The sequence below is a fragment of the Streptomyces flaveus genome (assembly GCF_014647675.1).
Lineage (GTDB): Bacteria > Actinomycetota > Actinomycetes > Streptomycetales > Streptomycetaceae > Streptomyces > Streptomyces flaveus.
The window spans coordinates 1-25,000 of record NZ_BMPQ01000008.1 but is presented as its reverse complement, the minus strand read 5'-3'; the positions used below and the strand labels follow the sequence as shown (position 1 = coordinate 25,000).

The 25,000-nt window shown below is 69.0% G+C and carries 27 protein-coding genes and 1 pseudogene; 14 read left to right on the top strand and 14 right to left on the bottom strand.

Annotated features, from left to right (window positions below; genetic code table 11):
• Positions 1–3 precede the first annotated feature (3 nt).
• From IEZ21_RS18060 to IEZ21_RS18045, 4 genes are all read right to left on the bottom strand, one after another.
• Positions 4–639 (bottom strand): hypothetical protein, encoded by a 636-nt coding sequence (locus tag IEZ21_RS18060; protein ID WP_189322946.1) that lies wholly within the window; start codon positions 637–639, stop codon positions 4–6.
• Between the two features lie 92 nt (positions 640–731).
• Complete coding sequence (locus tag IEZ21_RS47620) at positions 732–1,346, bottom strand: putative endonuclease domain-containing protein (RefSeq protein ID WP_246567856.1); 615 nt, start codon at positions 1,344–1,346, stop codon at positions 732–734.
• Between the two features lie 651 nt (positions 1,347–1,997).
• Positions 1,998–2,216 (bottom strand): DUF397 domain-containing protein, encoded by a 219-nt coding sequence (locus IEZ21_RS18050; RefSeq protein ID WP_189322944.1) that lies wholly within the window; start codon positions 2,214–2,216, stop codon positions 1,998–2,000.
• Entirely contained in the window at positions 2,197–3,048 is an 852-nt protein-coding gene (locus IEZ21_RS18045; protein WP_189323184.1) for a helix-turn-helix domain-containing protein, read from the bottom strand. The genes IEZ21_RS18050 and IEZ21_RS18045 overlap by 20 nt, the downstream gene beginning before the upstream one ends.
• Positions 3,049–3,146: 98 nt before the next feature.
• Between IEZ21_RS18045 and IEZ21_RS18040 the strand changes: the two genes are divergently transcribed.
• The 4 genes from IEZ21_RS18040 to IEZ21_RS18025 are packed head-to-tail and all read left to right on the top strand — an operon-like array spanning position 3,147 to position 4,301.
• Positions 3,147–3,485, top strand: coding sequence for an ATP-binding protein (locus IEZ21_RS18040; RefSeq protein WP_373302246.1), 339 nt, complete (start codon positions 3,147–3,149; stop codon positions 3,483–3,485).
• Between the two features lie 11 nt (positions 3,486–3,496).
• Positions 3,497–3,670, top strand: coding sequence for a hypothetical protein (locus tag IEZ21_RS18035; RefSeq protein ID WP_189322942.1), 174 nt, complete (start codon positions 3,497–3,499; stop codon positions 3,668–3,670).
• A 44-nt stretch (positions 3,671–3,714) separates the two neighbouring features.
• Positions 3,715–3,933, top strand: a complete 219-nt coding sequence (locus IEZ21_RS18030; protein ID WP_189322941.1) for a hypothetical protein — start codon at positions 3,715–3,717, stop codon at positions 3,931–3,933.
• Complete coding sequence (locus tag IEZ21_RS18025) at positions 3,930–4,301, top strand: fic family toxin-antitoxin system, toxin component (protein WP_189322940.1); 372 nt, start codon at positions 3,930–3,932, stop codon at positions 4,299–4,301. The genes IEZ21_RS18030 and IEZ21_RS18025 overlap by 4 nt, the downstream gene beginning before the upstream one ends.
• A gap of 150 nt (positions 4,302–4,451) precedes the next feature.
• Here IEZ21_RS18025 and afsS read toward each other — a convergent pair whose 3' ends face one another.
• Both afsS and afsR read right to left on the bottom strand, forming a co-directional pair.
• Positions 4,452–4,664 (bottom strand): regulatory protein AfsS, encoded by a 213-nt coding sequence (afsS, locus tag IEZ21_RS18020; protein ID WP_189322939.1) that lies wholly within the window; start codon positions 4,662–4,664, stop codon positions 4,452–4,454.
• A 231-nt stretch (positions 4,665–4,895) separates the two neighbouring features.
• A complete protein-coding gene (gene afsR / locus IEZ21_RS18015) occupies positions 4,896–7,847 on the bottom strand; it encodes an SARP-family global regulator AfsR (RefSeq protein ID WP_189322938.1) in 2,952 nt (983 codons plus the stop codon).
• 265 nt (positions 7,848–8,112) lie between these two features.
• Here afsR and IEZ21_RS18010 point away from each other — a divergent pair, with 265 nt between their 5' ends.
• From IEZ21_RS18010 to IEZ21_RS18000, 3 genes are all read left to right on the top strand, one after another.
• Positions 8,113–9,345 carry an amidohydrolase family protein gene (locus IEZ21_RS18010; protein ID WP_189323183.1) on the top strand — a complete coding sequence of 411 codons (1,233 nt, stop codon included), beginning with the start codon at positions 8,113–8,115 and terminating at the stop codon, positions 9,343–9,345.
• Positions 9,346–9,365: 20 nt separating this feature from the next.
• On the top strand, positions 9,366–10,268 hold the full coding sequence (locus IEZ21_RS18005; protein WP_189323182.1) for an LLM class F420-dependent oxidoreductase: 903 nt from the start codon (positions 9,366–9,368) through the stop codon (positions 10,266–10,268).
• Between the two features lie 170 nt (positions 10,269–10,438).
• Positions 10,439–11,185 (top strand): helix-turn-helix transcriptional regulator, encoded by a 747-nt coding sequence (locus IEZ21_RS18000; RefSeq protein WP_189322937.1) that lies wholly within the window; start codon positions 10,439–10,441, stop codon positions 11,183–11,185.
• Between the two features lie 149 nt (positions 11,186–11,334).
• On the opposite strand, the gene IEZ21_RS17995 is transcribed toward IEZ21_RS18000, so the two are convergent.
• Both IEZ21_RS17995 and IEZ21_RS17990 read right to left on the bottom strand, forming a co-directional pair.
• Positions 11,335–12,147: a hypothetical protein gene (locus IEZ21_RS17995; RefSeq protein ID WP_189322936.1), complete on the bottom strand. Its 813-nt coding sequence runs from the start codon at positions 12,145–12,147 to the stop codon at positions 11,335–11,337.
• Between the two features lie 53 nt (positions 12,148–12,200).
• Positions 12,201–12,944: a hypothetical protein gene (locus IEZ21_RS17990; protein ID WP_189322935.1), complete on the bottom strand. Its 744-nt coding sequence runs from the start codon at positions 12,942–12,944 to the stop codon at positions 12,201–12,203.
• Between the two features lie 310 nt (positions 12,945–13,254).
• Here IEZ21_RS17990 and IEZ21_RS17985 point away from each other — a divergent pair, with 310 nt between their 5' ends.
• The 4 genes from IEZ21_RS17985 to IEZ21_RS17970 all read left to right on the top strand — a co-directional run bounded on the left by IEZ21_RS17985 (position 13,255) and on the right by IEZ21_RS17970 (position 18,600).
• Positions 13,255–14,031: an SDR family NAD(P)-dependent oxidoreductase gene (locus IEZ21_RS17985; RefSeq protein ID WP_189322934.1), complete on the top strand. Its 777-nt coding sequence runs from the start codon at positions 13,255–13,257 to the stop codon at positions 14,029–14,031.
• A 107-nt stretch (positions 14,032–14,138) separates the two neighbouring features.
• Positions 14,139–15,257 (top strand): LLM class flavin-dependent oxidoreductase, encoded by a 1,119-nt coding sequence (locus IEZ21_RS17980; RefSeq protein WP_189322933.1) that lies wholly within the window; start codon positions 14,139–14,141, stop codon positions 15,255–15,257.
• A 45-nt stretch (positions 15,258–15,302) separates the two neighbouring features.
• Positions 15,303–17,102 carry an N-acyl-D-amino-acid deacylase family protein gene (locus tag IEZ21_RS17975; protein ID WP_281399451.1) on the top strand — a complete coding sequence of 600 codons (1,800 nt, stop codon included), beginning with the start codon at positions 15,303–15,305 and terminating at the stop codon, positions 17,100–17,102.
• Between the two features lie 40 nt (positions 17,103–17,142).
• Entirely contained in the window at positions 17,143–18,600 is a 1,458-nt protein-coding gene (locus tag IEZ21_RS17970; RefSeq protein WP_189322931.1) for an aldehyde dehydrogenase family protein, read from the top strand.
• A gap of 56 nt (positions 18,601–18,656) precedes the next feature.
• On the opposite strand, the gene IEZ21_RS17965 is transcribed toward IEZ21_RS17970, so the two are convergent.
• Positions 18,657–19,082 carry a cytotoxic translational repressor of toxin-antitoxin stability system gene (locus IEZ21_RS17965; protein WP_189322930.1) on the bottom strand — a complete coding sequence of 142 codons (426 nt, stop codon included), beginning with the start codon at positions 19,080–19,082 and terminating at the stop codon, positions 18,657–18,659.
• Positions 19,079–19,495, bottom strand: coding sequence for a type II toxin-antitoxin system HicB family antitoxin (locus IEZ21_RS17960; protein ID WP_189322929.1), 417 nt, complete (start codon positions 19,493–19,495; stop codon positions 19,079–19,081). Before IEZ21_RS17960 ends, IEZ21_RS17965 begins: the two co-directional genes overlap by 4 nt.
• Before the next feature lie 431 nt (positions 19,496–19,926).
• On the opposite strand from IEZ21_RS17960, the gene IEZ21_RS17955 reads away from it, so the two are divergent.
• Positions 19,927–20,772 (top strand): NmrA family NAD(P)-binding protein, encoded by an 846-nt coding sequence (locus IEZ21_RS17955; protein WP_189322928.1) that lies wholly within the window; start codon positions 19,927–19,929, stop codon positions 20,770–20,772.
• Between the two features lie 12 nt (positions 20,773–20,784).
• A pseudogene (locus IEZ21_RS17950) lies at positions 20,785–20,988 on the top strand (ubiquitin family protein); the annotation flags it as partial.
• Between the two features lie 12 nt (positions 20,989–21,000).
• Here IEZ21_RS17950 and IEZ21_RS17945 read toward each other — a convergent pair.
• Both IEZ21_RS17945 and IEZ21_RS17940 read right to left on the bottom strand, forming a co-directional pair.
• The gene (locus IEZ21_RS17945; RefSeq protein ID WP_189322927.1) at positions 21,001–21,483 is read right to left on the bottom strand and encodes a MarR family winged helix-turn-helix transcriptional regulator; all 483 of its coding nucleotides are present in this window, start codon (positions 21,481–21,483) and stop codon (positions 21,001–21,003) included.
• Between the two features lie 86 nt (positions 21,484–21,569).
• Positions 21,570–22,208: a LysE family translocator gene (locus IEZ21_RS17940; RefSeq protein WP_189322926.1), complete on the bottom strand. Its 639-nt coding sequence runs from the start codon at positions 22,206–22,208 to the stop codon at positions 21,570–21,572.
• Between the two features lie 204 nt (positions 22,209–22,412).
• On the opposite strand from IEZ21_RS17940, the gene IEZ21_RS17935 reads away from it, so the two are divergent.
• Positions 22,413–22,865, top strand: a complete 453-nt coding sequence (locus IEZ21_RS17935) for a DUF5707 domain-containing protein (RefSeq protein WP_189322925.1) — start codon at positions 22,413–22,415, stop codon at positions 22,863–22,865.
• Here the strand turns inward: IEZ21_RS17935 and IEZ21_RS17930 are convergent.
• Together IEZ21_RS17930 and IEZ21_RS17925 are read right to left on the bottom strand one after the other, a co-directional pair.
• Positions 22,852–23,625, bottom strand: coding sequence for an SAM-dependent methyltransferase (locus tag IEZ21_RS17930; protein WP_189322924.1), 774 nt, complete (start codon positions 23,623–23,625; stop codon positions 22,852–22,854). The two genes, IEZ21_RS17935 and IEZ21_RS17930, sit on opposite strands and share 14 nt — an antisense overlap.
• Before the next feature lie 90 nt (positions 23,626–23,715).
• Positions 23,716–24,861, bottom strand: coding sequence for a winged helix DNA-binding domain-containing protein (locus IEZ21_RS17925; RefSeq protein ID WP_189322923.1), 1,146 nt, complete (start codon positions 24,859–24,861; stop codon positions 23,716–23,718).
• Between the last annotated feature and the right edge of the window lie 139 nt (positions 24,862–25,000).

Sequence of the window (25,000 nt, the reverse complement as noted above, 5' to 3'; positions counted from 1 at the left end):
GGTTCAGAACAGGGTGGGCGGCTCGGAGCGTTCGATCTTGATGTGCCGCATGGTCTCCTCCCCGTAAGCCTCCCGGAGGACCGGCTCGGCCTTCTCGGGATCGGAGACACCCATGACCACGGAGTGGGCGTTCATGCCGACCGTCCAGATCATGAAGGTGCCCTTCCAGCGGTCCATGTCACCGCTGATGCGATCGACGAGGCCCTTGAGCTCGGTCTCGGTGACCTCGGTGTCGTACAGCCGCACCGTGACGCCCTTCTCGGCGGCACCGCAGATGTCGGCGTCGAACTTCTCGGCTTCCTTGCCGGGGACGCGGTAGACGTTCGCGGCCCCGTTGGCGCCGTCGACCGACAAGCCGGTGAAGATGCCCGGGTGCGCCTTACCCATCCTGTCGATGTACGCCAACACCCGGTACAGCGGAGTGTCGTCGGGGCGGCTGCCCTTGGGCCCCCAACTGGGAAGCCGCCCCTCCGGCTGCGTACCGACGCACACCTTGGCCGGCTCGAGCGCGGCCGGGGCGCCACCGCCCCCCTTGGTTTCGCCGTCGGCCCCAGCGGCACTGGCCCCCTGCAGCGCCCCGAGCGCCAGCGCTGTGACGGCGGCGCCTGTCGCGCTCCTGGTGATCCTGCGCTTGTCCATGTCGCCTCCCTGATGCCCTGCGTACTCTGCGACGCCCTGCGTCCGCATCGATCGGTACTGGGACGTGGGCAGTGGCGGAGGGGTTCGTTCCATTATCCGTTCGGCTGAGCGCTCCCGGGGCGGAGGCGGGCGAGGGCGGCCCGGATCTCCTCGATCATGCGAGCGGGCCGGTGGAAGACGTCTTCGGCGGTGAACCGGAGGAGAGTGCGGACCTCCGGGCACTGGAGGACCTCGTTGAAGCGGGTGATGTCGCGGCGGTGGGACTCGCGAGTGCCGTGGTAGGCGTAGCCCTCGACCTCGACGGCCAGGCCCTCGGTTCGGAAGAAGAAGTCCAGGAAGCGACGGCGGCCGCCAGGGGTGATGAGTTCGGCCTGAGTCTCGGGGTGGAGGTCGGCGTCGTACATACGCAATCGGGCGATGGTTTCCGCGGGTGAGCCGGAGGTCGGATCGGCCAGCTCCAGCCAGTGGCGGGCTCTCCCGGCCCCGAGGAGCGGGGCTTCGAGCGCGGCGGAGAGCGCGGCCGGGGTGGTGAGTGGGGCTCGGCGCACGTGATCGACTTTCCGTCGGCTCCACGCCGACTCCACGGCAACGAGCGCGTCATCCCGCGGCCCGGCCCGCAGGAGATCGGCGAGGGTGCGGGCGACCGTCGTCACCCGTAGTCCCTGCCGCTCGGTCGTGTCGCCGGGCGCCAGGGGAACGCGGTGCACGCGCACGCCGCTCCCTGCCCGCCGGAGGGTGAGCCCGGGATCCACGAACTCAAGGACCGCCGACCCCCGAGCCGGGCCCGAACACGCTTCGATCCGCCAGAGCGCCGTCGCCGAGCGGTGGCTCACGACGAGCCGAGGTTCCAGTGACTGAACCGCCTTCAACCGGACCCGAAGGCCCAGATCAAGCCCCGGCTCGCCCCAGACCCCGGCCCGGATCGGGCTCCACCCCTCCTCCCGCAGCCTCCGGCTGAGCGACCGCCTCGGCCACCCCGCATCGAGGGCACGCGAAACCAGCAGCACCCCGCCCTCAGCCAACTCCACCAGTTCACTCCGCTCCACACCCAAACTCTCGCGAACTCCCCCCACCCGCGCTGACCCTGTGGATAACCCGAGCAGGGATAAGGAGAGGAGGGATTGGAAGGTTTGGGCCAGGGCTGGTCCCGTGTTGTCGGGTGATGGGGTGGCGTCTGGTGGCCCAAACCTTCCAAAGACTCCTGCCACACGCGGTGACTGTCAGCGGGTGGTGCTCTGGCTGAGGTCCGAGTGGTCGCCGTTTTATGAGAGCCGGCGGTGAGGAGCGAGCTGGACGAGCGCCACGTGGAGCGCGTCAGGTGTGCGAGCTGGTCGAGGGGTGCGGGGCATGGCGACCACTCAGGTCGTACGCCCCTGTTTCACCTCTGCCAGGAAGGCGGACCAGGCCGTGGTCCGGAAGAGGAGGACGGGGCCGCCGTGGTGGGCGGTCTTGGAGTCGCGGACGGGGATTGCTTCGGGGAGGTTGGGGGCTACCTCTACGCAATCACCGCCGGTGCCGTTGCTGTAGCTGCTCTTCCGCCAGAGCGCGGCGGTCAAGTCAATCTCGTGGCTTGCCATTTCGATAGTCCTCTGCCGCAGCCTCGATCATGGCCAGGGGCGCCTCAGGCGGCAGTGCGGCGGCCCTGAGCAGATCGTACGACTCGCGGTACTGCTTCACGAGCGCCGGGTAGTCGATGACTTGGCCGCTGTGCAGGCTCTCGACGTACACCACAGGGGGAGCGTCCGCGAAGGTCATGATCTTGGTCATGCCCATCATGAACGGGTGGGCCGCTGCGTTTTCTGGAACGATCTGCAAAATGGAGCGTGTGGTCCGGACCACCTCCGCGATGTGATCCAGTAGCTCGGCCATCTGCTCGTTCGGGAGGATCGGGTGACGAATCAGCGACTCGTCGAGAATCGCCCAGAACTTCGGTGGATTCTCCGAGCTGAAGAGTTCCACCCGTGCCATCCGGGCACTCACCTTCTCCTCGACCTCTTCGTCCGAAGCCCGGGGCATGGCCGCCCGTACGATCGCCCGCGCATACGCCGCGGTCTGTAGTAGCCCAGGCACCAGCATCGGCGCCCACTCCTCAATCGACGCCGCAAGCCGCTCCATCTCCGCGACATCCGCGAAGTACTCAGCGTGCCCCGACCTTCGCGCCTTGCGCACGTCCTCGCACCGGCGCTCGAAGAAGCCGTCAGTTTTCAGGACCCGGTCCACGTGCTTCGCCAGCTCGCGCGGCATGCGCCGCTCGCCGCGCTCGATCTCGCTGAGGTAGCTCTGCCCGTAGAAACTCCCCTCGACCAACTGCTGAAGCGTGAGTCCCGCCTCCTCCCGCTTCCACCGCAGCTCCTTGCCGTAGAAGGTCGGGACGCTCTCCGAGCCGTCGATGTCCTTGCGCCGCACCATGGCTTCCGCCCAATCCACAACTGCCGTGCCCAGTTCCACAGTTCGCGCCCGGAAGCCCAAACCTCTTTTACGGTACGCCTCTTGACGTCAATGTGTGCCTGAATCGTCACAGAGCGCATTCGCGCCGCACGGTCCGTCAGCACCTGGGTGCACCCTGCGCTGACGTCCAGCTCTGCGTCACCGAGCTGCTCGCCAATGTGGTCCGGCACGTGGGGGAGGGGACCCCGGTCCGCGTACGGGTGGCGCGTACGGACGGCGGCCGGACCCGGGTCGAGGTGACCGACCCCGACCCGCACGCCCTCCCCGTGCTCGTGTGCGCCACGGGGGAGGACGAGTCGGGGCGGGGGCTCGCTCTGCTCGACGCCGTGGCCCTGCGGTGGGGAGTTGAGCGAGGGGTGGAGGGCAAGACGGTGTGGTGCGAGTTGGGGGAGGTATGACACTGGTCGGCGTGGCAACGAAGAGGTACGCCGTGACGCTGCCCGAGGGGCTCGCGGAGGAGGTTCGACGGAAAGTCGGACCGCGGCGCTTCAGCGAGTACGTGGCGGGAGCGCTGATGCGCCAGTGGAAACAGGATCGGCCCGAAGGGGTGGAGGCCGAACAGCGAGAGGCGCCTCCCGGGTGAATGAAGCCGTCCAGCAGACTGGTATCAGGTGGTACCTTCGAATCATGGCTAAGACGCAGATCAACATCCGCATGGACGACGAGACCGCCGAGATGGCCAGGCAGGCGGCCGAGACCAGGCGGATACCGGTCAACGAGTACGTCGAGCAACTGATCCGTGACGACAACGAGCATGTGCGTGCGGTCTTCATGGCCGCGGCGCAGGAGGTGCTCGACGAGTACGGGGATCTGATCGACGAGCTGGAAGGGGAGTCCAGTTCGTGACCGTTCAAGTGGATCTCGCCTGGATCCTTGAAGTCGCCCAGCGGGCCGGTGTGGATGATCCGGGTATCGACGACTACGGCGTGCCGGTTGCCGCCGTCGAGCGTCACCGTGCGGTCCTCGTCGGCCAGGACGTCTATCACGGCGCCTTCGCCAAGGCCGCCGCCCTCGCTCACTCGCTGGGTCGTATGCGATGGCTGGAGCGTTCCAACGTGCGGGTCGCCGTGGCGGTGGCCCATGCCTACCTGGTCGCTTCGGGGGTGCCGTCCAAGCTGGACCAGGAGCGGGTCACCGCGCTGGTGGCTGAGTTGAAGAAGGAGAGCTGCACGGCGCGGAGTATTGCGGTGGTGCTGAAGACCTGGGCCGTTTGAGGCGGTCAGGGGTTGTAGGCGGACAAGGCCGAGCATGCCGATGGGGCCGAGCCCACCCGGCTCGGCCCCATCGGACACGCCTCGGCCACGGCGGCTCCCCCTCCGCGCCGCCGCGGCCGATCCCCGTCGGGAAATGGGCTACTTGGAGCGTCAGCTCGGCGGGCTGTTGTCCTCGGGGGTGGCGTCCCCGTCTGCCACCGGCTGGCTGGGCGGGCTGTTGTCCTGCGTGGTCGCGCCCCCGTCTGACACCGGCTCGCTCGGCGGGCTGTTGTCCAGCGTGGTGAAGGTCTCCTTGCCCACCGGCGCGCTGGGCGGGCTGTTGTCGTGGGGCTTGAGGTCCGTGTCCTTGGCCTTCTCGGTCATGTGCTCAATTTCCTCTTCTCTGGTGAGTGCGGAGTGAGGAACGCCCGCCCGGATGCTCCCCCGAGGGCCACCGGACGGGCGTCATGGAGCCGTATCCCCCGCGATCGGGCTCCTGGTCCCACCGCCTGCCCCCCGACGCGACGGTGTGACAGATATGAGAGTGCATGGCGGCGATAAACGAATGCTGAACGCCCGCAGCACACTGGAGCGCCTCTTGATGCTCAGGCACGCTCAGGCCGCCGTGGCAGGGCTGAGCAACGCGCGTACCTCGTCGGCTTCCTCGGCGATGCCGTTCAGTTCGTAGAGGTTGAGAGCCTCCCGCCAGCAGGCCTGCGCCCGGTCCGCCTGCCCCAGAGCGGAGAGTGCCCGCCCGAGGAGGGTCAGGACGTTGCCCCGCATCCAGTCGCCGCCGACGCAGCCCAGGGCGAGCGCCTGTTCAGCTCCTTGGGCCGCTCGTGCGGGGCGACGGACGGCGAGATGCACTTCGGCGATCCGGAAGTGCGTGTTCCCCTGCCAGAGCCGCTGCCGATGGTCGGTGAAGATGCTCAGCGCGTCCGAGAACTCGCTGAGCGCCTCGGCGTGACGTCCGGCCCCGGCCAGAGCCATGCCCAGGTTGTAGTGCCCGTTGGCCTTGCGCATCGGCTTCCCCAGCTCGGCGTGGGCCGCGAGCGCCTGCTGCGCGAGCTCGACGGCCTTCGCGACGTTGCCCATCCCCAGGTGGGCGCGGGAGAGGTTGGCCAGGGCGACTGCTTCGTTGAGCCTGTTGCCGACCGCCCGGTAGCCCTCTATCGCTTGGTCGAAGAGGGTCTTGGCGTCCACGTACCGCTTCTGCCGCAGGAAGATGTTGCCCCGGTCGTTGGCCGCCCAACTCCTCGCGGTGATGTCCCCCGCGGAGGCCGCGAGTTCCATGGCGAGCTCGGCCTGTTCCGCCACCTGCTCGATTCGTCCGGAGACCAGGAGGACTTGGGAAAGGGTCGTACGTGCTCTGCCCTCCGCGCGTACGTCTCCCGCGGCCCGTGTGGCCTCGCACGCCGCCCTGGCCGTCGTCTCGTACTGGTGGGAGTTCGCGCCCGACTCGGTCAGGTCCTTGGCCATCCACAGCAGATCGACCGCACGCCGCAGCCTGTCCGTGCCCGCGGACTGGTGTACGCAGGCCAACAAGGAAGCCGCCTCGGTGTACAGCCAGTCCAGGGCGGCGGCGCCCTCGGTGAACCTGAGCCCCGCGTACTCCGTCGCCTCCAGGTGATCCACCAGCCGATCCCCCGGCCGCTCGATCGCGTAAACCCCCGCCGCCGTGGCCAGGTAGAAGTCCAGCAACCGGGACATGGCCGCCTCCCGCTCACTCGGCGGCTGCTCATCCCTCTCCGCACATGCACGCGCGTAGAGGCGCACCAAGTCGTGGTACCGATACCGCCCAGGAGCCGCAGACTCCAGCAACGACGTATCGACCAACGACTCCAGCAAGTCCTCCGTCTCCTCGGCCGGAAGGTCCAGCACCGCCGCAGCCGCAGCCAGCGAGATGTCCGGCCCGTCCGCCAGCCCCAGCAGCCGGAACGCCCGAGCCTGCGCGGGCTCCAACTGCCCGTACCCCAGCTCGAAGGTGGCCTTCACCGCCAGATCCCCGGCCTGCAGCTCATCGAGCCGCCGCCGTTCGTCGCCCAGCTTGGCCGCCAGCACCGACACCGTCCACGTACGGCGGGCCGCCAGCCGTGACGCAGCGATCCGGATGGCGAGAGGCAGGAAGCCGCACGCCGCGACCACGTCCAGCGCGGCCTCCCGCTCGGAGGCGACCCGTTCCTCGCCCACGATCTTCGTGAACAGCAGCAGCGCTTCCTCGGGGGACATCACGTCCAGGTCGACCAGGTGCGCGCCCGCCAGATCCACCATCCGTACGCGCGAAGTGACCAGCGCCGCGCAGCCCTCCGTTCCGGGCAGCAGCGGACGTACCTGGGCGGCGTCCCGCGCGTTGTCCAGCAGCACCAGGACCCGCCGCCCGTCCAGCACCGACCGGAACAGTGCCGCCCGCTCCTCCAGCGAATCCGGGATGGCGGAGTCCGCCGTCCCCAACGCACGCAGAAATGCACCAAGCACCGTCTCCGGCTCAGCAGCCCGCGCTCCCGCCCCCTGAAGGTCCACGTACAGCTGCCCGTCCGGGAACGCGGAACGCGCCTGGTGCGCCACATGCACCGCCAGCGTCGTCTTGCCCACGCCTCCGATGCCGGCGACCGCCGAGACCGCCATGACCCTGCCCTCGGCGGAGGCGAGGACCTCTCCCAGCTCGGAGACGAAGGAGGCGCGTCCGGTGAAGTCGGGGACGGTGGCGGGGAGTTGGGCCGGTTTCACCGGCGCAGCGGCGGGTTCCTCCACTGGAGCGGACGGTTCCGCCAGGGCCGGGTCCGCTTGCAAGATCCGTTGTTGGAGGTCCTTCAGCCCCGGCCGCGGGTCGACCCCCAGCTCGTCCGCCAGCAGGCGCCGCGTGTCCGCGTACACCGCCAGCGCCTCCGCCTGCCGCCCGCTGCGGTACAGCGCCAGCATCAGCAGTTCCCGCAGGCGCTCGCGCAGCGGATGGGCCGCCGTCAGAGCGGTCAGTTCGGAGACCGCCTCCGCGTGGCAGCCCTGTTCGAGGTCCATGTCGAGCCGGGTCTCGGCGAGTTGGAGCCGCCACTCCTCCAGCCGCGTCCGCTGCGTGTCCGCGTACGGACCCGGAACGCCCGCCAGTACCTCCCCGTCCCACAGGCTCAGCGCCTTGTTCAGCAGGGTGCGCGCATGGCACAGGTCCCCGGCGGTACGGGCCTTCTCCGCGTCCGCCGCCAGCTCCTGGGCCAGGGCGAGGTCCAGCGCCCCCTCGCCGAGCGAGCGGATCGCGTACCCGCCCGACTCGCTGACCAGGACCCCGGAACCGAGGACCTTCCGGAGGCGGGAGGCGTACGTACGGACCGCCGCCAGCGCCTGCGATGGGGGCTCCTCGCCCCAGAGGGCGTCGATCAGTTCGGACGCCGTGGCCGTACGGCCCTCGCGCAGGAGCAGTGCCGCGAGCAGCGCGCGCTGCTGCGGGGAACCGGTGGGCAAGGGCTCCGCGTCCTGCCAGGCGCGTACCGGGCCGAGCAGGCTGAAGCGGAGCGATGCCGCCGATTTCTCGGGGCACGCCTGCTCCAGCGGCTCTACTCGCGGTACACCGTCCATCGCTGTCCCCCTGCCGAACCCCTGCCGAACTGTCATGACAACCAGGCCAGTTTGCCTTGTGTATGCCGGATACGTCAGCCGTGGGAGGTGCCGATCACAGGCGGACATGCCATGAACTGAAACGTCTCACACGGCCCCCACACGGTCCCCTCAACTTAGAGACCGATCACCGCGAACGGATACAGGGGTGGTCCGGCCAGGTAGCCGACGAACAGGGAGCTGACGCCCCGTCAGATCAGCGCTACCGTAAGACCCCATGGAGACCATGGAGACCTTCCCGAAGATCATCTCGGTGGACGACCACACGGTGGAGCCCCCCAACGTCTGGCGGGACCGGCTCCCGTCGAAGTACCAGGACCGAGGCCCCCGTATCGTCCGCGCGCCACTGAAGGAAATGACCTTCCTGGGCGGCAAGTTCGCCCCCGTCATGGGCAGCCCCGGAGACGACGGCCCCATCGGCGACTGGTGGGTCTATGAAGACCTGCACCGCCCCCTCACCCGTCTCGACACCGCCGTCGGATACTCCCGCGACGAGATCAAGCTCGAGATCATCACGTACGAGCAGATGCGCCCGGGCTCGTACGACGTCCCGCAGCGCCTCGCCGACATGGACGTCAACCACGTCCAGAGCGCGGTCTGCTTCCCCACCTTCCCCCGCTTCTGCGGCCAGACCTTCACGGAGGCGAAGGATCACGAGCTCGGTCTGCTGGGGGTGCGCGCGTACAACGACTGGATGGTGGAGGAGTGGTGCGGCCCCGAGGCCCAGGGGCGGCTGATACCGCTCACGCTCATCCCTCTCTGGGACGCCGAGCTGGCGGCGCAGGAGGTGCGCCGCAATGCCGCTCGCGGCGTACGCGCCGTCGCCTTCTCCGAGATACCCCCGCACCTCGGACTGCCGTCCGTCCACACGGACGACTGGGACCCGTTCCTCGCAGCCTGCGACGAGACCGGCACCGTCATCGCCATGCATATCGGGTCCAGCAGCAAGATGCCGTCCACCTCGGCGGACGCGCCGCCCGCCGTCGGCTCCACCATCACCTTCGCCAACTGCTGCTTCTCAATGGTCGACTGGTTGATGAGCGGCAAGTTCGAACGCTTCCCGAACCTCAAGGTCATGTACGCGGAGGGTCAGATCGGCTGGATCCCGTACATCCTCGAGCGCGCGGACGTGGTGTGGGAGGAGAACCGCGGCTGGGGCGGCGTGGCCGACAAGGTCCACCGGCCGCCCTCCGAGCTCTTCGCCGAGCACGTCTACGGCTGCTTCTTCGACGACGCCTTCGGGCTCAAGAACCTCGATGCGATCGGCGTCCCGAACGTGCTGTACGAGACCGACTACCCCCACTCCGACTCCACCTGGCCCGAGTCCAGGCAGGTCGGCGAGGCCCAGATGGGGCACCTGGACGCGGACGTCGTCGACCGGATCGTACGGCGCAACGCGATCGAGCTGCTGGGGCTCACGGAGGACGGGCTCTGGGCCGGACCGGGCGGTGCCCGTTGAACAGCCCGCTGCTGTACGGGATGCAGCTCCCGGTCCAGTCGCAGAGCACGATCTACGCCGAGGCGTGGGAGGCGGCGGCCGGTCCCGACGACCTCGTGGAGATCGCCCGCGCGGCCGACCGCTCTGGCTTCGCGTACGTCGCGAGCTGCGACCACGTCGCCATCCCGCGCCGTCTCGCGGCGGCGATGAGCACCGTCTGGTACGACCCGGTCGCCACGCTCGCGTTCCTGGCCTCGGTCACCGAGCGCGTACGGCTGCTCAGCCACGTCGCCGTCGTCGGACTCCGGCACCCGCTCGTCACGGCCAAGCAGTACGCGACCCTCGACCACCTTTCGCGCGGCCGTCTGATCCTCGGGGTCGGCGCCGGGCACGTACAGGAGGAGTTCGAGGCGCTGGGCGTCGACTTCGAGCGGCGCGGATCCGTGCTCGACGAGAGCATCGACGCGCTGCGGTCCGCCCTAGGGCGCGATGAATTCCCCGAGCATCACGGGAAGCTGTACGACTTCGAAGGGCTCGGGCAGCGGCCCCGGCCGGCGCAGGCGCAGGTACCGGTCTGGGTCGGCGGGTCCTCGCCCGCCGCCGTGCGCCGGGCCGCGGTCAAGGGGGACGGCTGGCTGCCACAGGGCGACCCTCGCGACCGCCTGCCGGACCAGATCGCCCGCCTGAAACGGATACGGGAGGAGGCGGGCATCACCGACCCCGTCGCCATCGGCGCCATCACCGAGCCGCTGTACGTGGGGGAGCCGGGCTGGGACGTCGGCTGCCGCACCCTCTCCGGCCGCCCCGAAGCGCTCGCCGAGTCGCTGCGGGCGTACCGGGCGATGGGGGTGCACCAGATCCAGGTACGGTTCCGCTCCCGGAGCCGGAGTGAACTCACGGACCAGATGGGGGCGTTCGGGACGGAGGTGGCTCCGCACCTGTAACTCGGCATCTTTGACTTCGCAACCGTAGGGAACCGGCCGGGGCGTCGGTGAGATGGCGAGAACTGACTACCTGTCTGACAGCATGACAGCAATTTCTTTGAAGTTTTGAACAGGTCTCGCCCGAGTCACGTACGTAGAGACGTCATGACTTCGGCTGAAGGACACGCGAAATGCGATCTTCCAGGCATGTCAGTACGGCGGATCACGCGCCCCACCCCCCCACACCTGCCGTTTCGTCCCGAGGCCTGACGGTCGTCCTGGCCTGCGCCCAGGACGACTGGCCGCATGACGACTGGCCGACCTCGAACGATCCGCACGTGAGCCAGGTGCTGTACTCCCCGGCTCCCTACCGTTTCCTGCGTGACCGTGCCCGTGACGGCGACAACGAGGCCGTGGACGTCGTGGTGCTGCCCTGCGAGAACCCGACGGTCGCCTTTCCCGGGCTGCTGAATGCCATGGGTGACATGAACGCGTCAGTGATCGTCCTCAGCCCCGAGCGCGACCCCGACGTGATCGTCGACGTCTTCCGCGGCGGAGCCGGCTACATGGTGGAGGGCGACTACTGCACCTGCATGCTCTCCGCGGCGGTCGTGGGCGCCACGGTCGGGCACACCTACCTCTCGCCCATGGCGTGCGCGGCCCTCAGAGAGTGCGCCCAACGCATGGCGGCCCCGCGCGACGACGCCCTGGAACAGCTGCGGTCCCTGCTCTCGCCCCGCGAGCGGGAGATCATGGAGCTGCTGTCGACCGGCCTGGGCGCGCAGGAGATCGGGGTGCGGCTGGGGCTGAGCGAGAAGACCGTCCGCAACAACCTCAGCAACATCTACGCCAAGCTGGACGCCCGGGGGAGCACGGACGCGGTCCTGCGCTGGCTGGGCGCCAGGCAGGGCGACAGCTTGGGGTCCTCGGCCGGCTGACGCTGCCGTCGACGTGACGGGCACGGGCGTCGACGTGAGGGACACGGGCACGGAAGAAGCCCCCGCGTGAGCGCGGGGGCCGGTTGTGCTCCGTTTGTCGCCGTCGGCTGTCGCTGTCCGCCCGACGAGCTACGGTGCCGGGATCCGAGCTACGGTGCCGGGATCTCCGACAGCGGGATCTCGACGTCCGTGACGTTCGCGCCGGCCTCACCGAATCCGGGCTGCTGCGACTCGGCGCGGATCTCGGCGCTCTGCGGGCTGCTGTCGCCCCGGACTTCATCGGCCTCCGGCGTACCGCACTTCACGTTGCGCAGCCAGAGGCGGCCGTCAGGGACGCCGTTCTTCAGGATCTGCGGATAGAAGACATGCACGGTCCTGGCGCCCTCGCTGGGGGAGAAGAACACCTTCTGGCCGTCCTGCTCCTCCTTGTACGTGGCCTTGAGGTACCCGCTCACGTCGGTGCGCTTCTCCGACCACATGAAGAAGCCGATGTGGTCGGGCTGCACCTTGTCGGTCCTGGAGAAGTCGAAGCCGGTGCCGGTGTCGTCACGCTCGAGGTTGAATTCCGTCGTGTTGAACTTGGCGCCGATCTCGAAGAACGAGTTCCCCAGCTTGGAATCGGCGGCGGCGACGAACCCGTCTTCGAGGGTGATGGACCTGACCACCGACGTGGACACCGAGAAGTTCTTCTCGAGAGCAGTCGTGGCTCCGCAGTTGTTGGAGGGGGTGGAAACGCGCTTGTTGGGCCCCAGGTTGTTCCTCTTGAACTGGACGTCGACGAATTCGCAGTTCTCCAGTGTGGCGGCGTCCTCCGCGCAGTCCTTGGACACTTCGGAGGGGGTGGCGGCACCCGCCGAGTACATCAGCGGAACGGCCACACCGGCGGCCACCACTGGGGCCAGCATGAGGGTGATGCGCTTCTTCCTGCTCCGGTGGTTTCCCTTGCGACTGCTGCGTGTCATGGTGCGTCTCCTTGGGGGGAAGTGTGGGGAGTCGAGGGCTGGAGAAAGGTCCGTCAGCAGTCGGTCAGGACGGCCTTGGGCTCCCCGTCCGCGATTCCGGGAGCGCCGGCGGCTCCGGCCAGGGTGACGGGTCCCTCGACGACATCCGGCGCCGTGTAGTTCTGCTCGGGGACGGCATTGGTGGTGGTGGTCGCCGAGCGGGCCTCGATCTTCACTCGCCATTCGCCCGTCATCCGCTGCATCTTCGGCGTGAACTCCATGTGGAGAACCTTGCCGACCGGAACATCCCTCGTTTCCTTGTCGCCGGCGGTCACCGTCTCGAGGGTCAGGTCGGTCGTTCCCTTGTGCCTGAGCCAGGACCCGCTCAGGGCGCCGAAGAGCCCTCCGCCGGCGCCCTGCTGAGTCGCGGTGTACTTGCCCTCACCCTGACCCACGGTCGCCTTCCAGGTGGTGTCGACCTTCGCGGGCTCGGTGGCGTTCGGCTCGCAGTTCGGGAAGTCGACCGTGACCTTCTCCTTGGGGCCGTCGAAGGTCTCGAACTTCGTTTCGACGAAATCGCAGGTGTCGGACTCGAAACTGGGGCCGGCGATCCCATGGCCACCAAAGTCTTGGAGGGACTGTTTCTTGCCGTTGAGGACCTTGGTCCTTTCGCACAGCCTGATGATCTCTTCCGGCGTCTTCTCATCGGCGGCGTTGGCCGACGGCAGGAGAACGGTGGCAACGGCGGCACCCGTCGTGATCGCCGCGCCGATCGCCACATACCGGACCTTCTTGTTCTTGAATCGCCTCTTGGCCACGCTCTTGTCTCTCTTTGAGGGGGGATTTTTATTGGGATTTCCTTTGCCTTCCCGTTGAGAAATATTGGCGTTCGCTTCGTGGCCCCGACAGAGTCAAATGTCCCTACCGGCCGGTCACTTGGCGTGTCCATTGCCACACGCCCAGAACGCCGCGGCCTCTTGCCTCGATGGGCGCTGTGCTGTCCCCGCCGAAGCCGCCAACCCTTGCCTGACGGCCCGTCAGCTAAGACCATGGGGGTCGTCGCCACGCGTGTGACGAAGCATCAGAAATGCAGTCAACGCGCGTCCTCCACCGCTGAAGGAGAAACCCATGGGCAAGCTCGACGGACGCGTCGTCCTCATCACCGGCGCCGCACGCGGCCAGGGTGAGCAGGAGGCGCGGCTCTTCGTCGCGGAGGGCGCCGAGGTCGTCATCGGCGACGTACTGGACGATCAAGGGGAGGCGCTGGCCAAGGAGTTGGGCGCGCGGTACGTGCACCTCGACGTGAGCCAGGAGGCCGACTGGCAGTCCGCGGTGGCCGCGGCCAAGGAGGCGTACGGGCGGATCGACGGGCTGGTCAACAACGCCGGGATCCTGCGCTTCAACGACCTGGTGAGCACGCCGCTCGAGGAGTTCCAGCAGATCGTGCAGGTCAACCAGGTCGGGGTCTTCCTCGGCATCAAGACGGTGGCGCCCGAGATCGAGGCGGCGGGCGGCGGCACGATCGTGAACACCGCCTCGTACGCGGGGGTGACGGGCATGGCGTACGTCGGCGCGTACGCCGCGACCAAGCACGCGATCGTCGGCCTGACGCGGGTGGCCGCGCTGGAGCTGGCCGGCAAGGGGATACGCGTCAACGCCGTCTGTCCGGGCGCGATCGACACCGCCATGAGCAACCCGGCCCAGCTCGATCCCGACGCGGACACGGAGAAGGCCGCCGAGGGAATCGACCGGCTGTACCGCAAGCTCGTGCCGCTCGGGCGGGTCGGGCAGCCGGAGGAGGTGGCACGGCTGGTGCTCTTCCTCTCCGGTGACGACTCCTCGTACATCACGGGGCAGCCGTTCGTGATCGACGGGGGCTGGCTGGCGGGGGTCAGCGTTCTCTGACGTCCTGACGCCCCGTCAGCTATTGACCCTTCGCGGGTGCGGTGCAACAGTCGGCGAAGCAGATCTGACGCAACGTCAGATACCGATGTTGGGGACGGTGAACCTCCTTGGAATTCGGGCTCTTTGTACAGGGATACGTGGGCAAGCGGGCCGAGACCGATCCGCTCGCCGAGCACAAGGCGCTGATGGAGGAGACCGAGTACGTCATCCAGGCGGACAAGTCCGGCTTCAAGTACGCCTGGGCGTCCGAGCACCACTTCCTGGAGGAGTACTCGCACCTCTCGGCGAACGACGTCTTCCTCGGGTATCTGGCGCATGCCACCGAGCGGATTCATCTGGGGTCGGGGATCTTCAATCCCCTCGCCCAGGTCAACCACCCCGTGAAGGTCGCCGAGAAGGTCGCGATGCTCGACCATCTCTCCGAAGGCCGCTTCGAGTTCGGCAGCGGGCGGGGCGCGGGTTCGCACGAGATCCTCGGCTTCATCCCCGGCGTCACCGACATGAACTACACCAAGGAGATCTGGGAAGAGACCATCGCCGAGTTCCCCAAGATGTGGCTCCAGGAGGAGTACGTCGGGTTCCAGGGCAAGCACTGGTCGCTGCCGCCGCGCAAGATCCTGCCCAAGCCGTACGGGAAGGCGCACCCCGCCATGTGGTACGCGGCCGGGTCCCCGCCCTCGTACGCCATGGCCGCCCGCAAGGGCCTGGGCGTGCTCGGCTTCAGCGTGCAGAAGGTCTCCGACATGGAGTGGGTGCTGGAGCAGTACAAGACGGCGATCGTCGAGGCGCAGCCGGTCGGGGGCTTCGTCAACGACAACGTGATGGTGACGTCGACGGCGATCTGCGCGCCGACGCACAAGGAGGCGGTACGGATCGCCGCGGGCGGCGGCCTCCACTACCTGCAGTCGCTCGTCTTCCGCTACCACGACACGTTCCCGCGGCCCGAGGGCTTCCCGGTGTGGCCGGAGACGCTGCCCGAGTTCAACGAGGAGATCATCGAGCACCTCATCGCCGAGGAGCTGCTGATCTGCGGCGATCCGGACGAGGTGCTCACGCAGTGCAAGCGGTGGGAGGCGGCCGGGGCCGATCAGCTTTCTTTCGGGATGCCGATTGGGATCTCTCGTGAGGACACGTTGCAGACGATTCGGCTCGTCGGGGAGCACGTGATTCCGAAGATCGATACGGATCCTGTGCATCGGACCTCGCGGTTCCGGCAGGCCGCGTGATCGCCGTGGGGCTGCGGGCCTTGCGCGGCTGCGGGGCCGTCGTGGCTGGTCGCGCAGTTCCCCGCGCCCCTTCAGGGCGCGTCCAGTGCACCGGAGTTTAAGGAGGCGAGCTCCATGCTCGATCACGTCATCAAAGGCGCGACCGTCGTCGACGGGACGGGCGCGCCTGCCTACACCGCCGATGTGGGGATACGCGATGGGCGGATCGCGGCCATCGGTACGGTCACCGAGGCGTCCCGCACCACCGAGGACGCCTCCGGGCTCGTCCTCGCCCCCGGCTTCGTCGACCCCCACACCCACTACGACGCCCAGCTCTTCTGGGATCCGTACGCGACGCCGTCCCTCAACCACGGCGTGACGACCGTCGCCGGCGGGAACTGTGGTTTCACCCTTGCGCCCCTGAACCCCTCTCGGCCCGAAGACGCCGACTACACGCGGCGGATGATGTCCAAGGTGGAGGGGATGTCGCTGGTGGCCCTTGAGGAGGGGGCGCCGTGGAGTTGGCATTCGTTCGGGGAGTATCTCGATGCTCTCGAGGGGCGGATCGCCGTCAACGCCGGTTTCATGGTGGGGCATTGTGCGCTGCGGCGGTATGTGATGGGGCCGGACGCGGTGGGTGGGCAGCCCACGGAGCAGCAACTGGCGGACATGCTGCGGCTGTTCCACGAGTCGATGGACGCGGGCGCCTGGGGGTTGTCGACCACCCAGTCGTCCACGCACTCCGACGGCGACGGAAAGCCAGTCGCGTCGCGGCATGCGAAACCGGCCGAACTGCTCGCGCTCTCCAGGGCGGTCGGCGATCACGAGGGCACGCAGATCGAGGCGATCGTGGCGGGTTGCCTCGACCAGTTCAGCGACGACGAGACCGACCTCTTCGTGGAGATGAGCGCGTCGGCGGGCCGCCCCCTGAACTGGAACGTCCTGACCATCGACGCGTCCGTCCCCGACCGCGTACCGAGGCAACTGGCCGCAAGTGAGCGTGCCCGCAAGGCCGGTGGCCGGATCATCGCTCTGACGATGCCGATCCTCACGCCGATGAACATGTCGCTCGGCACCTTCTGCGCCCTCAACCTGATCCCCGGCTGGGGCGAGATCCTCGGCCTGCCGGTACCCGAACGGATCGCGAAACTCCGCGACCGGGACGTACGGGCCGAGATGCTGCGCCGCGCGGACAGCAAGGAGGCGGGCGTCTTCCGCCGCCTCGCCGACTTCGGGCGGTACGTCATCGGGGACACGTACAGCGCGGAGAACGAGGGCCTGACCGGTCGCGTCGTAAGGGACATCGCGGCCGAACGCAGTCAGGAACCCTTCGAGTGCATCGTCGAGATCTGCGCCAACGACCAGATGCGTACGGTGCTTTGGCCCATGCCGCCCGACAACGACCCCGCCTCCTGGGCGCTGCGCGCCGAGACCTGGCAGCACGAGGACGTCATGCTGGGCGGGTCCGACGCCGGGGCACATCTGGACCGGATGTGCGGGGCGCCGTACACGACGCGGTTCATCGGGGACTGTCTGCGCGGGCGGAAGCTCGCGACGCTGGAGCAGGCCGTGCAGATGCTCACCGACGATCCCGCCCAGCTCTTCGGCCTGCGCGAGCGCGGGCGGATCGCCGAGGGGTGGCATGCCGACCTCGTCCTGTTCGACCCGGAACGCATCGACGCCGGTACGGCCACGCTGGTGCACGACCTGCCGGGAGACAGTCCGCGGCTGGACTCCAAGGCGATCGGGATCACGGCGGTCTGGGTGAACGGGGTCGAGGCGATTCGCGGGGACCATGTGACGGGGGCGGTGCCGGGGAAGGTGCTGCGCTCCGGTCGGGACACCCGGACGGTGAACACCAAGTGACCGAGGCGAGTAGCGAGGTGCGTACCGAGGTGAGTACGGAGTGACGGACGAGCAGCGGCTGTTCGTCGGCGGTTCGTGGGTCGAGCCGGACGGCGGTCACTACGAGGTGATCGACCCGGCGACCGAGTCGGTCGTCGGGTTGGCGCCGGAGGCCTCGCGGGATCAGGTGCACGCGGCGGCAGCCGCGGCTCGCGAGGCCTTCGGGCCCTGGTCGCGTACGTCCCCTTCCGAGCGCGCGGCGATCCTGGACCGGGCGGCGGACATCATCCAGCGCAACCTCGTGCCGTACGCCGAACTCGCCCAGGCTGAGAGCGGTGCCACGACCGGGACAGCGCGCGGGATGCAGGTCGGGGTGGGTGCGGCCCGTTTCCGGCGGTACGCGAAGGGCGCGCTGGAGCCGGTCGAGGAGGCGCTGGTCCCGCAGATCAACGAGGCGGGCCCGTTCGGCAAGGCGGCCGTCATGGGCGCCTTGGCCGTACGTCAGCCGGTGGGCGTCGTCACCTGCATCACCTCGTACAACAACCCCTGGGCGAACCCGGCCGGCAAGATCGCCCCGGCCCTGGCGAAGGGCAACACGGTGGTGGTGAAGCCTGCTCCGCAGGACCCGCTATCGGTCTATCGGATGGCGGAGGCCCTGGAGGCGGCGGGTGTCCCGCCCGGTGTGGTGAACGTCGTGTCGGGCTCGCGGACGGGGGTCGGCGAGGCGGCGGTCGACTCGCCCGACGTCGACATGGTGAGCTTCACCGGCTCGACGGCGGTCGGGCAGCGCATCGCCGAGGTGTGCGGGCGCGACATGAAACGCCAGCTGATGGAGCTGGGCGGCAAGGGCGCGGCGATCGTCTTCGACGACGCGGACGTGGCGTCGGCGGTACGGGGGATCGGGACGACGTTCTCGTTCTACAGCGGGCAGATCTGTACGGCACCGACGCGGGTGCTCGCACAGAGGGGTGTGTACGACCGTGTGGTCGATCAACTCGCTGCGTACACGGGCTACTTGAAGGTGGGCGATCCGCGCGCCGAAGGCACGGTCGTGGGCCCGGTGATCTCGGCGGCGCACCGGGACAGGGTCGAGTCGTACGTCGAGCTGGGCCGCAAGGAGGGCGCACGAGTGGTCGCGGGCGGCGAGCGCCCCGCGTACGACACGGGCTTCTACGTCGCCCCCACCCTCCTCGCGGACTGCACGAACGACATGCGGGTCGCCCGGGAGGAGATCTTCGGCCCGGTGGTCGTGGTCATCCCCTTCGACGACGAGGAGGAGGGCGTGGAGCTGGCCAACGACAGCGACTACGGCCTCATCGACTACGTGTGGTCGGGGGACGTGGCGCGCGCATTCCGGGTGGCCCGCCGCCTGCGCGCGGGCGGCGTCGGCGTCAACACGGTCGGCCGGAACATGGAGGCCCCGTTCGGGGGCTTCAAGAAGAGCGGGGTGGGGAGGGACGTGGGGTCGTACGCCCTGCACGCGTACAGCGAGGTGCAGGCGATCGTGTGGCAGGGCTGACGCGGCCCACGCCCAGGTTCACTGCCCTCGGTCGGCCCGGTGAGCGAAGGCAGGGCTCAGCTCCCCTCCGTCCAGTACTGCTGAAGCCTTGCCACCGCCTCGTCCTTGGTCATTGCGGCGATGGTTTCCTCGTTGAGTCCCACGCGGTGGATGAGCAGATGCACCAAGTCGGCGGGGAGTGCTTCGCGTGGCGACGCGGGGGCTCCCCGGTCCGGTAGGTCACCCTGCTGGACGCAGGTCCAGAACTCGTCCTCGGTGACGTCCAGTTGGTCCCGCAGGATGTGTCGCCACATCGCGGCGCCGTAGACGGTGCGGTCCACCGGGTGGGAGATCCTGGTGCGCAGGATCCGGCCGTCGTACAGGGCGAGTTCGTAGGTGACGTGATGCGTGCCAGTGCGCCCGCGAGCGTCCCGGACGCGTTTCCACTCCTCGGTGCGGCAGAAGTGGTCGTGGTTCTCGCGGTTGGGCTGGGGCCAGGTCACCGCGCCGCCCCCACCAGCCAGTCGTGCAGTTCTGCGTCGTCGCTCAGGACGATCAGCTGCACGAGACCCCAGTTCTCCTCATGGTTGGGTGCGGTGCGCAGCCGTTCCTGCCAGTCCTCGGCGTACTCGCGCAGCGCCTGAACCATCTCCTCTATGGCTTCGTCGAAGGTCGCCCCGTCGGCGGCCAGAGGCAGGCCGGGCAGGAAAACCGACCAGCCGCCCGCCTCGGCGACCACCTCTGCCTTCGAGGGGCACACCAGCGACAGGTGACGGCGCAGCCGCTCTACATCCACGACCGCCGCCCGCCCCGAGTCGCGGCGTACGGTTGCCACCCGTCCCTCATCGGACGCGTCAAGGAGGTCTTTCAGGTGCGCACGCGCCTGGGTGTAGCTCTCGTAATGCACCGCTGACACGATCCGCCTCCTCGTAGCTGTCCAACGCCTCCAGGGTGCTTTCTGGAGGCAGGTACGTCAAGTACGTCACGTACTTGCTGATTCCGGTGCGCCTACCGGCCCGCCACCTCGCCCCAACGCTTCAGGGTGTCGTCCTCGCTTTCGTCGGCCTCCGGGGACGTGGCCACGATCCTGGCTTCGCCTCGTATCAGAACAGGTCAGAACAGGCGCCAGAGGGCGTGTCGACGTCCAACCCCCGCACGCCGAGGGCCTCCACGGGCAAACCCGCTTGACGAGCCACCCCTCTTCGCGGATATTTATCTGTGTCACGCAGATTCTGCGTAGCGTTGACTATGCCGGGAGTGCCCCGGCCGTACGAGCCCGTGCTCCGGCCACGCGAGTCACATGGACCCGCACCGGCCCTCCTCCACAGCCAAGCAAGGACCTTCACCATGACCACGCTCGTCACCGGAAGCCGCGGCAAAGTCGGCTCCACCCTCATCTCCCTCCTCCACAAGGCCGGAGCCTCCGTCCGGGCCGCATCCGCCGCCCCCGAAAAGCTCGACCTGCCCGAGGGCGTCACCGCCGTGAGGTGCGCCCTCAACGGCCCTGCGACTTTCCCCGCCGCGCTCGACTCCGTGAACTCCGTGTTCCTGTACGCCGAGCCGTCCCACATCGACACCTTTCTCGACGAGGCCGCACGCGCGGGCGTCGAGCACATCGTGCTGCTCTCCTCCAGCGCCGTACGTGACCCGAATGCCGCCGACAACCCGGTCGCCGCCTCCCATCTCGCCGTCGAGCAGGCGCTGGCGGCCTCGCCCATCGAGACCACCGTGCTGCAGCCCGGCGCCTTCGCGAGCAACGCGCTCCAGTGGCGCTGGGCGCTCGAGTCCGCTGGGGTGATCGACCTTCCGTACCCCGGCAGTTACGGAGATCCGATCCACGAGCGGGACATCGCCGAGGCCGCGTTCGCACTGTTCACGCAGGAGCGGCTGCGCGGTGCGACGTACCACCTGACCGGCCCCGAGTCGCTGACCTTCACCGAGCAGATCGCCGTACTCGAACGCGCCGTCGGCCGCTCAGTCCCCTTCAACGCCGTGACCCGCGAGGCATGGAGGGAGGCCATGGCCGGATACATGCCGGCCTCCTTCGCCGACGGCCTGCTCGACTACTGGGCTTCGACGGACGGTTCACCGACGCCCCTCACCCGTTCCGTCGAGGAGCTGACCGGGCACCCCGCCCGCACCTTCGCCGAATGGGCGGCCGAGAACGCGGATGCCTTCCGCGCCGCCCGATGACATGCCGACGGCGTGGACAGACCGCAAATCCATCTCAGCGTTGCGCCTGAGCCGCGCCTCTTCGTTTCCGCGGTGCGCCGTCAGGGGCGTACGACCGTGGTCACCGACGGATCGTCGACGCTCGGCCATGTCGTCGAGTCGCTCGGCATCCCGCTCACCGAGGCGGGCCGGCTGCTCGTCGACGGCCGCGAGGTGGCCGTCTCCCACATCCCCGCGCGAGTGAGAGCGTCACAACTCTCCGTCGCGCAGGCGCTCGACCTGCGAGGCGCTCAGCTCCACGGTCCGCAGCATATGGGTGGTGAGCAGCGCGATCTCCTCGTCGCTGTACGCGTCGAACATGGCGTACCAGGAGCCGTTCAGCTTCTGCCACACCTCCCCGAACTCCGCCATCCGCTCCGGCACGACCGTCACCAGCACCCGCCGCCGGTCCTCGGCGGCGCGCTCGCGCGTGACATACCCGGCCCGCTCCAGCCGGTCGACGAGCCGCGTCGCGGACCCGGTGGTCAGCCCGGTCAGCCCGGCGACCCGCCCGGTGGTGACGGGTCCGGGCTCGAGCCCCAGCAGATTGAGGCACTGGAGATCGGTGGGGTGGAGTCGCAGATGGTCGGCGAGAGCCTGGTTGAACAGGGCGTACGAGGCCATATAGCGGCGCGAGGCGATGGCCAGCTCGTCCATCAGCAGCCTGCGTCCTGCCGCTTTCTTCTGCGTCATGCAGAGATTGTACGGAGCAGAGTCGTTGCCCCTCGCACCCGTCGTGCCCGTTATGGCAGCTCGGGCGCCGAAGGCGGTGGGGGCGGCTACTCTTTGCGCCCGGTCGCGGCGACGGTGACCCCGAGGCCCACCATGGTGAGCCCGCCCACCCCGCCGACCAGGGACAGCCGCCGCGGTGACCGGGCGAACCAGCCCCGTGCGGTGGCGGCGACCAGCCCCCACACGCTGTCGGACGCGAGAGCGATGACGTTGAAGACCAGGCCGAGCAGCAGCATCTGGGCCACGACGTGCCCTTGGGCGCGGTCGACGAACTGGGGCAGTACGGCGGCGAAGAACACGATGGTCTTGGGGTTGGCGATCCCCACCGCGAACCCCTCCCACAGCGTGCGCAGACCGCCGGCCGTGGCCGCGTCACCGCTGAACGCGGCCTGCAACGAACCCCGTTGCCGCCACGCCTTTACCCCCAGGTACACCAGGTAGGCACCACCGGCCAGTTTCAGTGCCGTGAAGACCAGGACGGAGCGCTCCACGAGGGAACCGATACCCAGCGCCACGGCCACGACGAGCACGTACGCGCCGATCGTGTTCCCCACGACGGTGGTCAGCGCAGAGCGGCGCCCCTGTGCCAGCGCCCGCCCGATCACGAACAGCACGCTCGGACCGGGCACCACGATCAGCAGGAAGGACATGGCCGCGAAGGCGAGCAGTCGGTCGGTGGACACCATGGGGCCATGCAACACAGGGAGGGCCTACCGGCGCATCCCCTTTTCGCAGGGGGCGGCCGAACGACGCGACCCGAACTGGCCCTACTCAGGCCTGGGTTGAGTACGTGCGCTCATACCCGGCGCCCGCTGCGCGGCCAGTATTGGTGCAACGGCGCAGCCGAGAGCGCCGGTCCGATCCAGCTGAGTCTGTTGGGGGAATTTCTCATGTCGCGACGTATCGTTTTGTCCGTGGCCGCCGGCGTCGTCGTCCTCGCAGGTACCGGAGCAGTCGCCGTCGCCTACGCCGGGGACCAGCCTCTTTCTGTGGCGCACAGCACTGCCCGCTACGCTGCCCCCGACGGCGACCGCAGCGGCTCGTTCACCTTCACCACTGACGTCACGGCGTCCTCTGGCGTCAAGGACGTGAAGGTCCTGGCCTGGCCGGCGAAATCGTCCCTCGCCAAGCAGGGGCTGACCGCCAAGGACATGGCCGCCGTGGAGTCGGCCGTCTGCAAGCCGTCCGGTGGGGACACCGCGCGCTGCACCTATACCGTCACCGTCACCCGCGCCGAAGCCGACACGTCCCCGCGCGGTCTGTGGCACGTCGCCGTCCTGGCCACCGCCGAAGACGGCGACACGATGCTGGACACCAAGGCGGCCGACTTCACCGTGGGGTGATCCAGACGCGCAGGTCGTCCGGTGTCCGCCGAAGCAGGAACGTGACGAAACCGAGGGTGTGGCGGTAGCCGTGCAGCCACTCGGCGCGGTGCTCGGCGGCGGCTGCGTACGCCTCGCCGCTGTCCGGATCGGCGGGGTGGTCCAGGGCCCAGCGGGACAGGGCACCGGTCCAGGACCACTCGTACTCGTCCCACTCCTCGGTGGTGCTGACGTGCCCGTACACGGGCGTCCACCCGTCCGCCGTGATCCTGTCGACAGTGGTGCCGAGATCGGCGAACTCGTCGCCCGCGAACCCGGCGTCGAGGGTGCCCTGGTCCGGCTCGCGCTCCCAGAAGCCGTCGCCGATCAGGGCCGTACCGCCGGGGGCGAGGTGGCGGCGGACGGCTTCGAGGGTGGGCAGCAGGCCGCCGAAGGCGTGGGTGGCGCCGACGCAGAGTACGAGGCCGAACCGGTCGTCGGCGGTGAACTCACGGGCGTCCTGGGCGTGCAGGGTGACACGGCCACCGAGTCCGCGTGCCGCGATGTCCTCGCGGCCCCGGGCGATGGTGCCGGCGTTGAGGTCGACTCCGTCGGCCGTAACCCCCGGCCTCCCCTCCAGAGCCCGTATCAGCCAGGCCCCCTCCCCGCACCCGAGATCCAGCACCCGCTCGGCGCCGTCCCGAAGGGCCCGGTCGAGGAGACGGGCCACCGAGGCGTCGCTCAGGGGCGCGGCGATGGGGTGGTCGGCGTGGGCGAGGGTGCTGATGCGGCGGCGATCCATGGGGGGATCATGGCGCGGGTGGGGGAGGGGTGTCTGCTGAATTTCAGGCGGGGCCGTCGCAGGGCGCCTGAACGCGTGCGCCTCTCCTGGCTAGGCCGGGAGCAGCCGTACCTCGGCGTCGGGAAGCTTGGCCCACCAGTGGTGGTAGCGGCTGTAGACCCGGGGATCGCGGTCGGCCAGCACCGTGATCAGGGACTGCGCCTCCGCGGCGAGTCCCTCCCACGCCGCGGGCGGAAGGTCGTGGAAGGCCGTGGCCTCGATGCCGCCGTCGACCGGCCGCCACACCCCGGCGACGTAGCCGTCGACCAGCAGGGTGGGCAGGACGTCGCCGTTGTTGCGGATCACCAGCCGCCGATAGGCCGGAGGGATCACGCGGCTGCGGTCGGCGTATGCCAGCAGGGTGCTGTCCCACATGGCCATGAGCCGCGGTGGGGCCGGGGTGTCCGCGGGTGGGCGCGGGGCAGCGGGGACGTCGAACAGCGCGGTGCTGTCGGGCCCTTCGAGCTGTTCGACGGCTCCCTTGTGGTCGAGGGCGAGGAGCGCCTGGCGGATCGGTGCGCGCTGCACCGTGGCGAACTGAGCCACGTCCGCCACCGAGGCCGGACCGAACCCTTCCAGATAGCGCAGTACGAGGCTTTGCAGCGCTTCCGGCGCCGTCTCCTTCCCCGTGGGCGCGGGACCCGTCCGCGCCGCGACGTACGACGACCGGGCACCGAACGACCACGGCCCGCCCGTCGGGACGTGCAGCAACGGCGCATACGCCCGCAGCCCCCACCAGGCCCCGGGCTTCCTCTCCGCGCCGAGCCGCTCTTCGACCCACGCCTCCATCTCGGCGGCCGTCCGCGGCTGTTCGGCGAACGTCAGCAGCTGTGGCACCAGTTCGTCGCCGTCCGCCGGGGTGAGCCCCGCGGCAGCGAAGCGGTAGCCCAGACGCGAGGCGTACAGGGTCGGCTGCATCGCCTCACGGAACACCTGGTAGTCGTCGGCATGGACCGCGTGCAGTGTGATCCGCATCAGGGTCGCCTTGACGACCGCGCGCCCGGTGAAGGCGGCGTCCACATCGGCCGACGCGAAGCGTGTGAGCCGGTTCCACAACGCGAGGTACGGAGAAGCGGCGTACTGCGCCTGCAGCGCGACAACGCGACGGACCGCGTCGACAACGCTCAGCGGCTGCCGTTCCAGCAGCAGTTGACGGCTGAGGGTGGCCCGGTTGAGTTCGCGCGCGGTGATCTCCACGCCGAGGATTGTGCCGTGGGCCGACGCACGGCCGCCAGGCTGATTCGCGCGCCGTGGGTTTCAGCCTCGATCCACCGCGCGATAGTCGGCCTGTGGACGGAGAAATAGAAAGAGGTGCCCGCTGACCTGCGATAATGGG

Coding starts and splice junctions, on each gene's coding strand:
- IEZ21_RS18045 (WP_189323184.1), bottom strand. CDS start 3,048: ATGGTGCGGCGCAAGGACATCGACGGCTCGGAGAGCGTCCCGACCTTC.
- IEZ21_RS18000 (WP_189322937.1), top strand. CDS start 10,439: ATGCGATCTTCCAGGCATGTCAGTACGGCGGATCACGCGCCCCACCCC.
- IEZ21_RS18010 (WP_189323183.1), top strand. CDS start 8,113: ATGGAGACCTTCCCGAAGATCATCTCGGTGGACGACCACACGGTGGAG.
- IEZ21_RS17955 (WP_189322928.1), top strand. CDS start 19,927: ATGACCACGCTCGTCACCGGAAGCCGCGGCAAAGTCGGCTCCACCCTC.
- IEZ21_RS17945 (WP_189322927.1), bottom strand. CDS start 21,483: ATGACGCAGAAGAAAGCGGCAGGACGCAGGCTGCTGATGGACGAGCTG.
- IEZ21_RS18005 (WP_189323182.1), top strand. CDS start 9,366: ATGCAGCTCCCGGTCCAGTCGCAGAGCACGATCTACGCCGAGGCGTGG.
- IEZ21_RS17940 (WP_189322926.1), bottom strand. CDS start 22,208: ATGGTGTCCACCGACCGACTGCTCGCCTTCGCGGCCATGTCCTTCCTG.
- IEZ21_RS17995 (WP_189322936.1), bottom strand. CDS start 12,147: ATGACACGCAGCAGTCGCAAGGGAAACCACCGGAGCAGGAAGAAGCGC.
- afsS (WP_189322939.1), bottom strand. CDS start 4,664: ATGACCGAGAAGGCCAAGGACACGGACCTCAAGCCCCACGACAACAGC.
- IEZ21_RS18060 (WP_189322946.1), bottom strand. CDS start 639: ATGGACAAGCGCAGGATCACCAGGAGCGCGACAGGCGCCGCCGTCACA.
- IEZ21_RS17935 (WP_189322925.1), top strand. CDS start 22,413: ATGTCGCGACGTATCGTTTTGTCCGTGGCCGCCGGCGTCGTCGTCCTC.
- IEZ21_RS17930 (WP_189322924.1), bottom strand. CDS start 23,625: ATGGATCGCCGCCGCATCAGCACCCTCGCCCACGCCGACCACCCCATC.
- afsR (WP_189322938.1), bottom strand. CDS start 7,847: ATGGACGGTGTACCGCGAGTAGAGCCGCTGGAGCAGGCGTGCCCCGAG.
- IEZ21_RS17985 (WP_189322934.1), top strand. CDS start 13,255: ATGGGCAAGCTCGACGGACGCGTCGTCCTCATCACCGGCGCCGCACGC.
- IEZ21_RS18030 (WP_189322941.1), top strand. CDS start 3,715: ATGGCTAAGACGCAGATCAACATCCGCATGGACGACGAGACCGCCGAG.
- IEZ21_RS18050 (WP_189322944.1), bottom strand. CDS start 2,216: ATGGCAAGCCACGAGATTGACTTGACCGCCGCGCTCTGGCGGAAGAGC.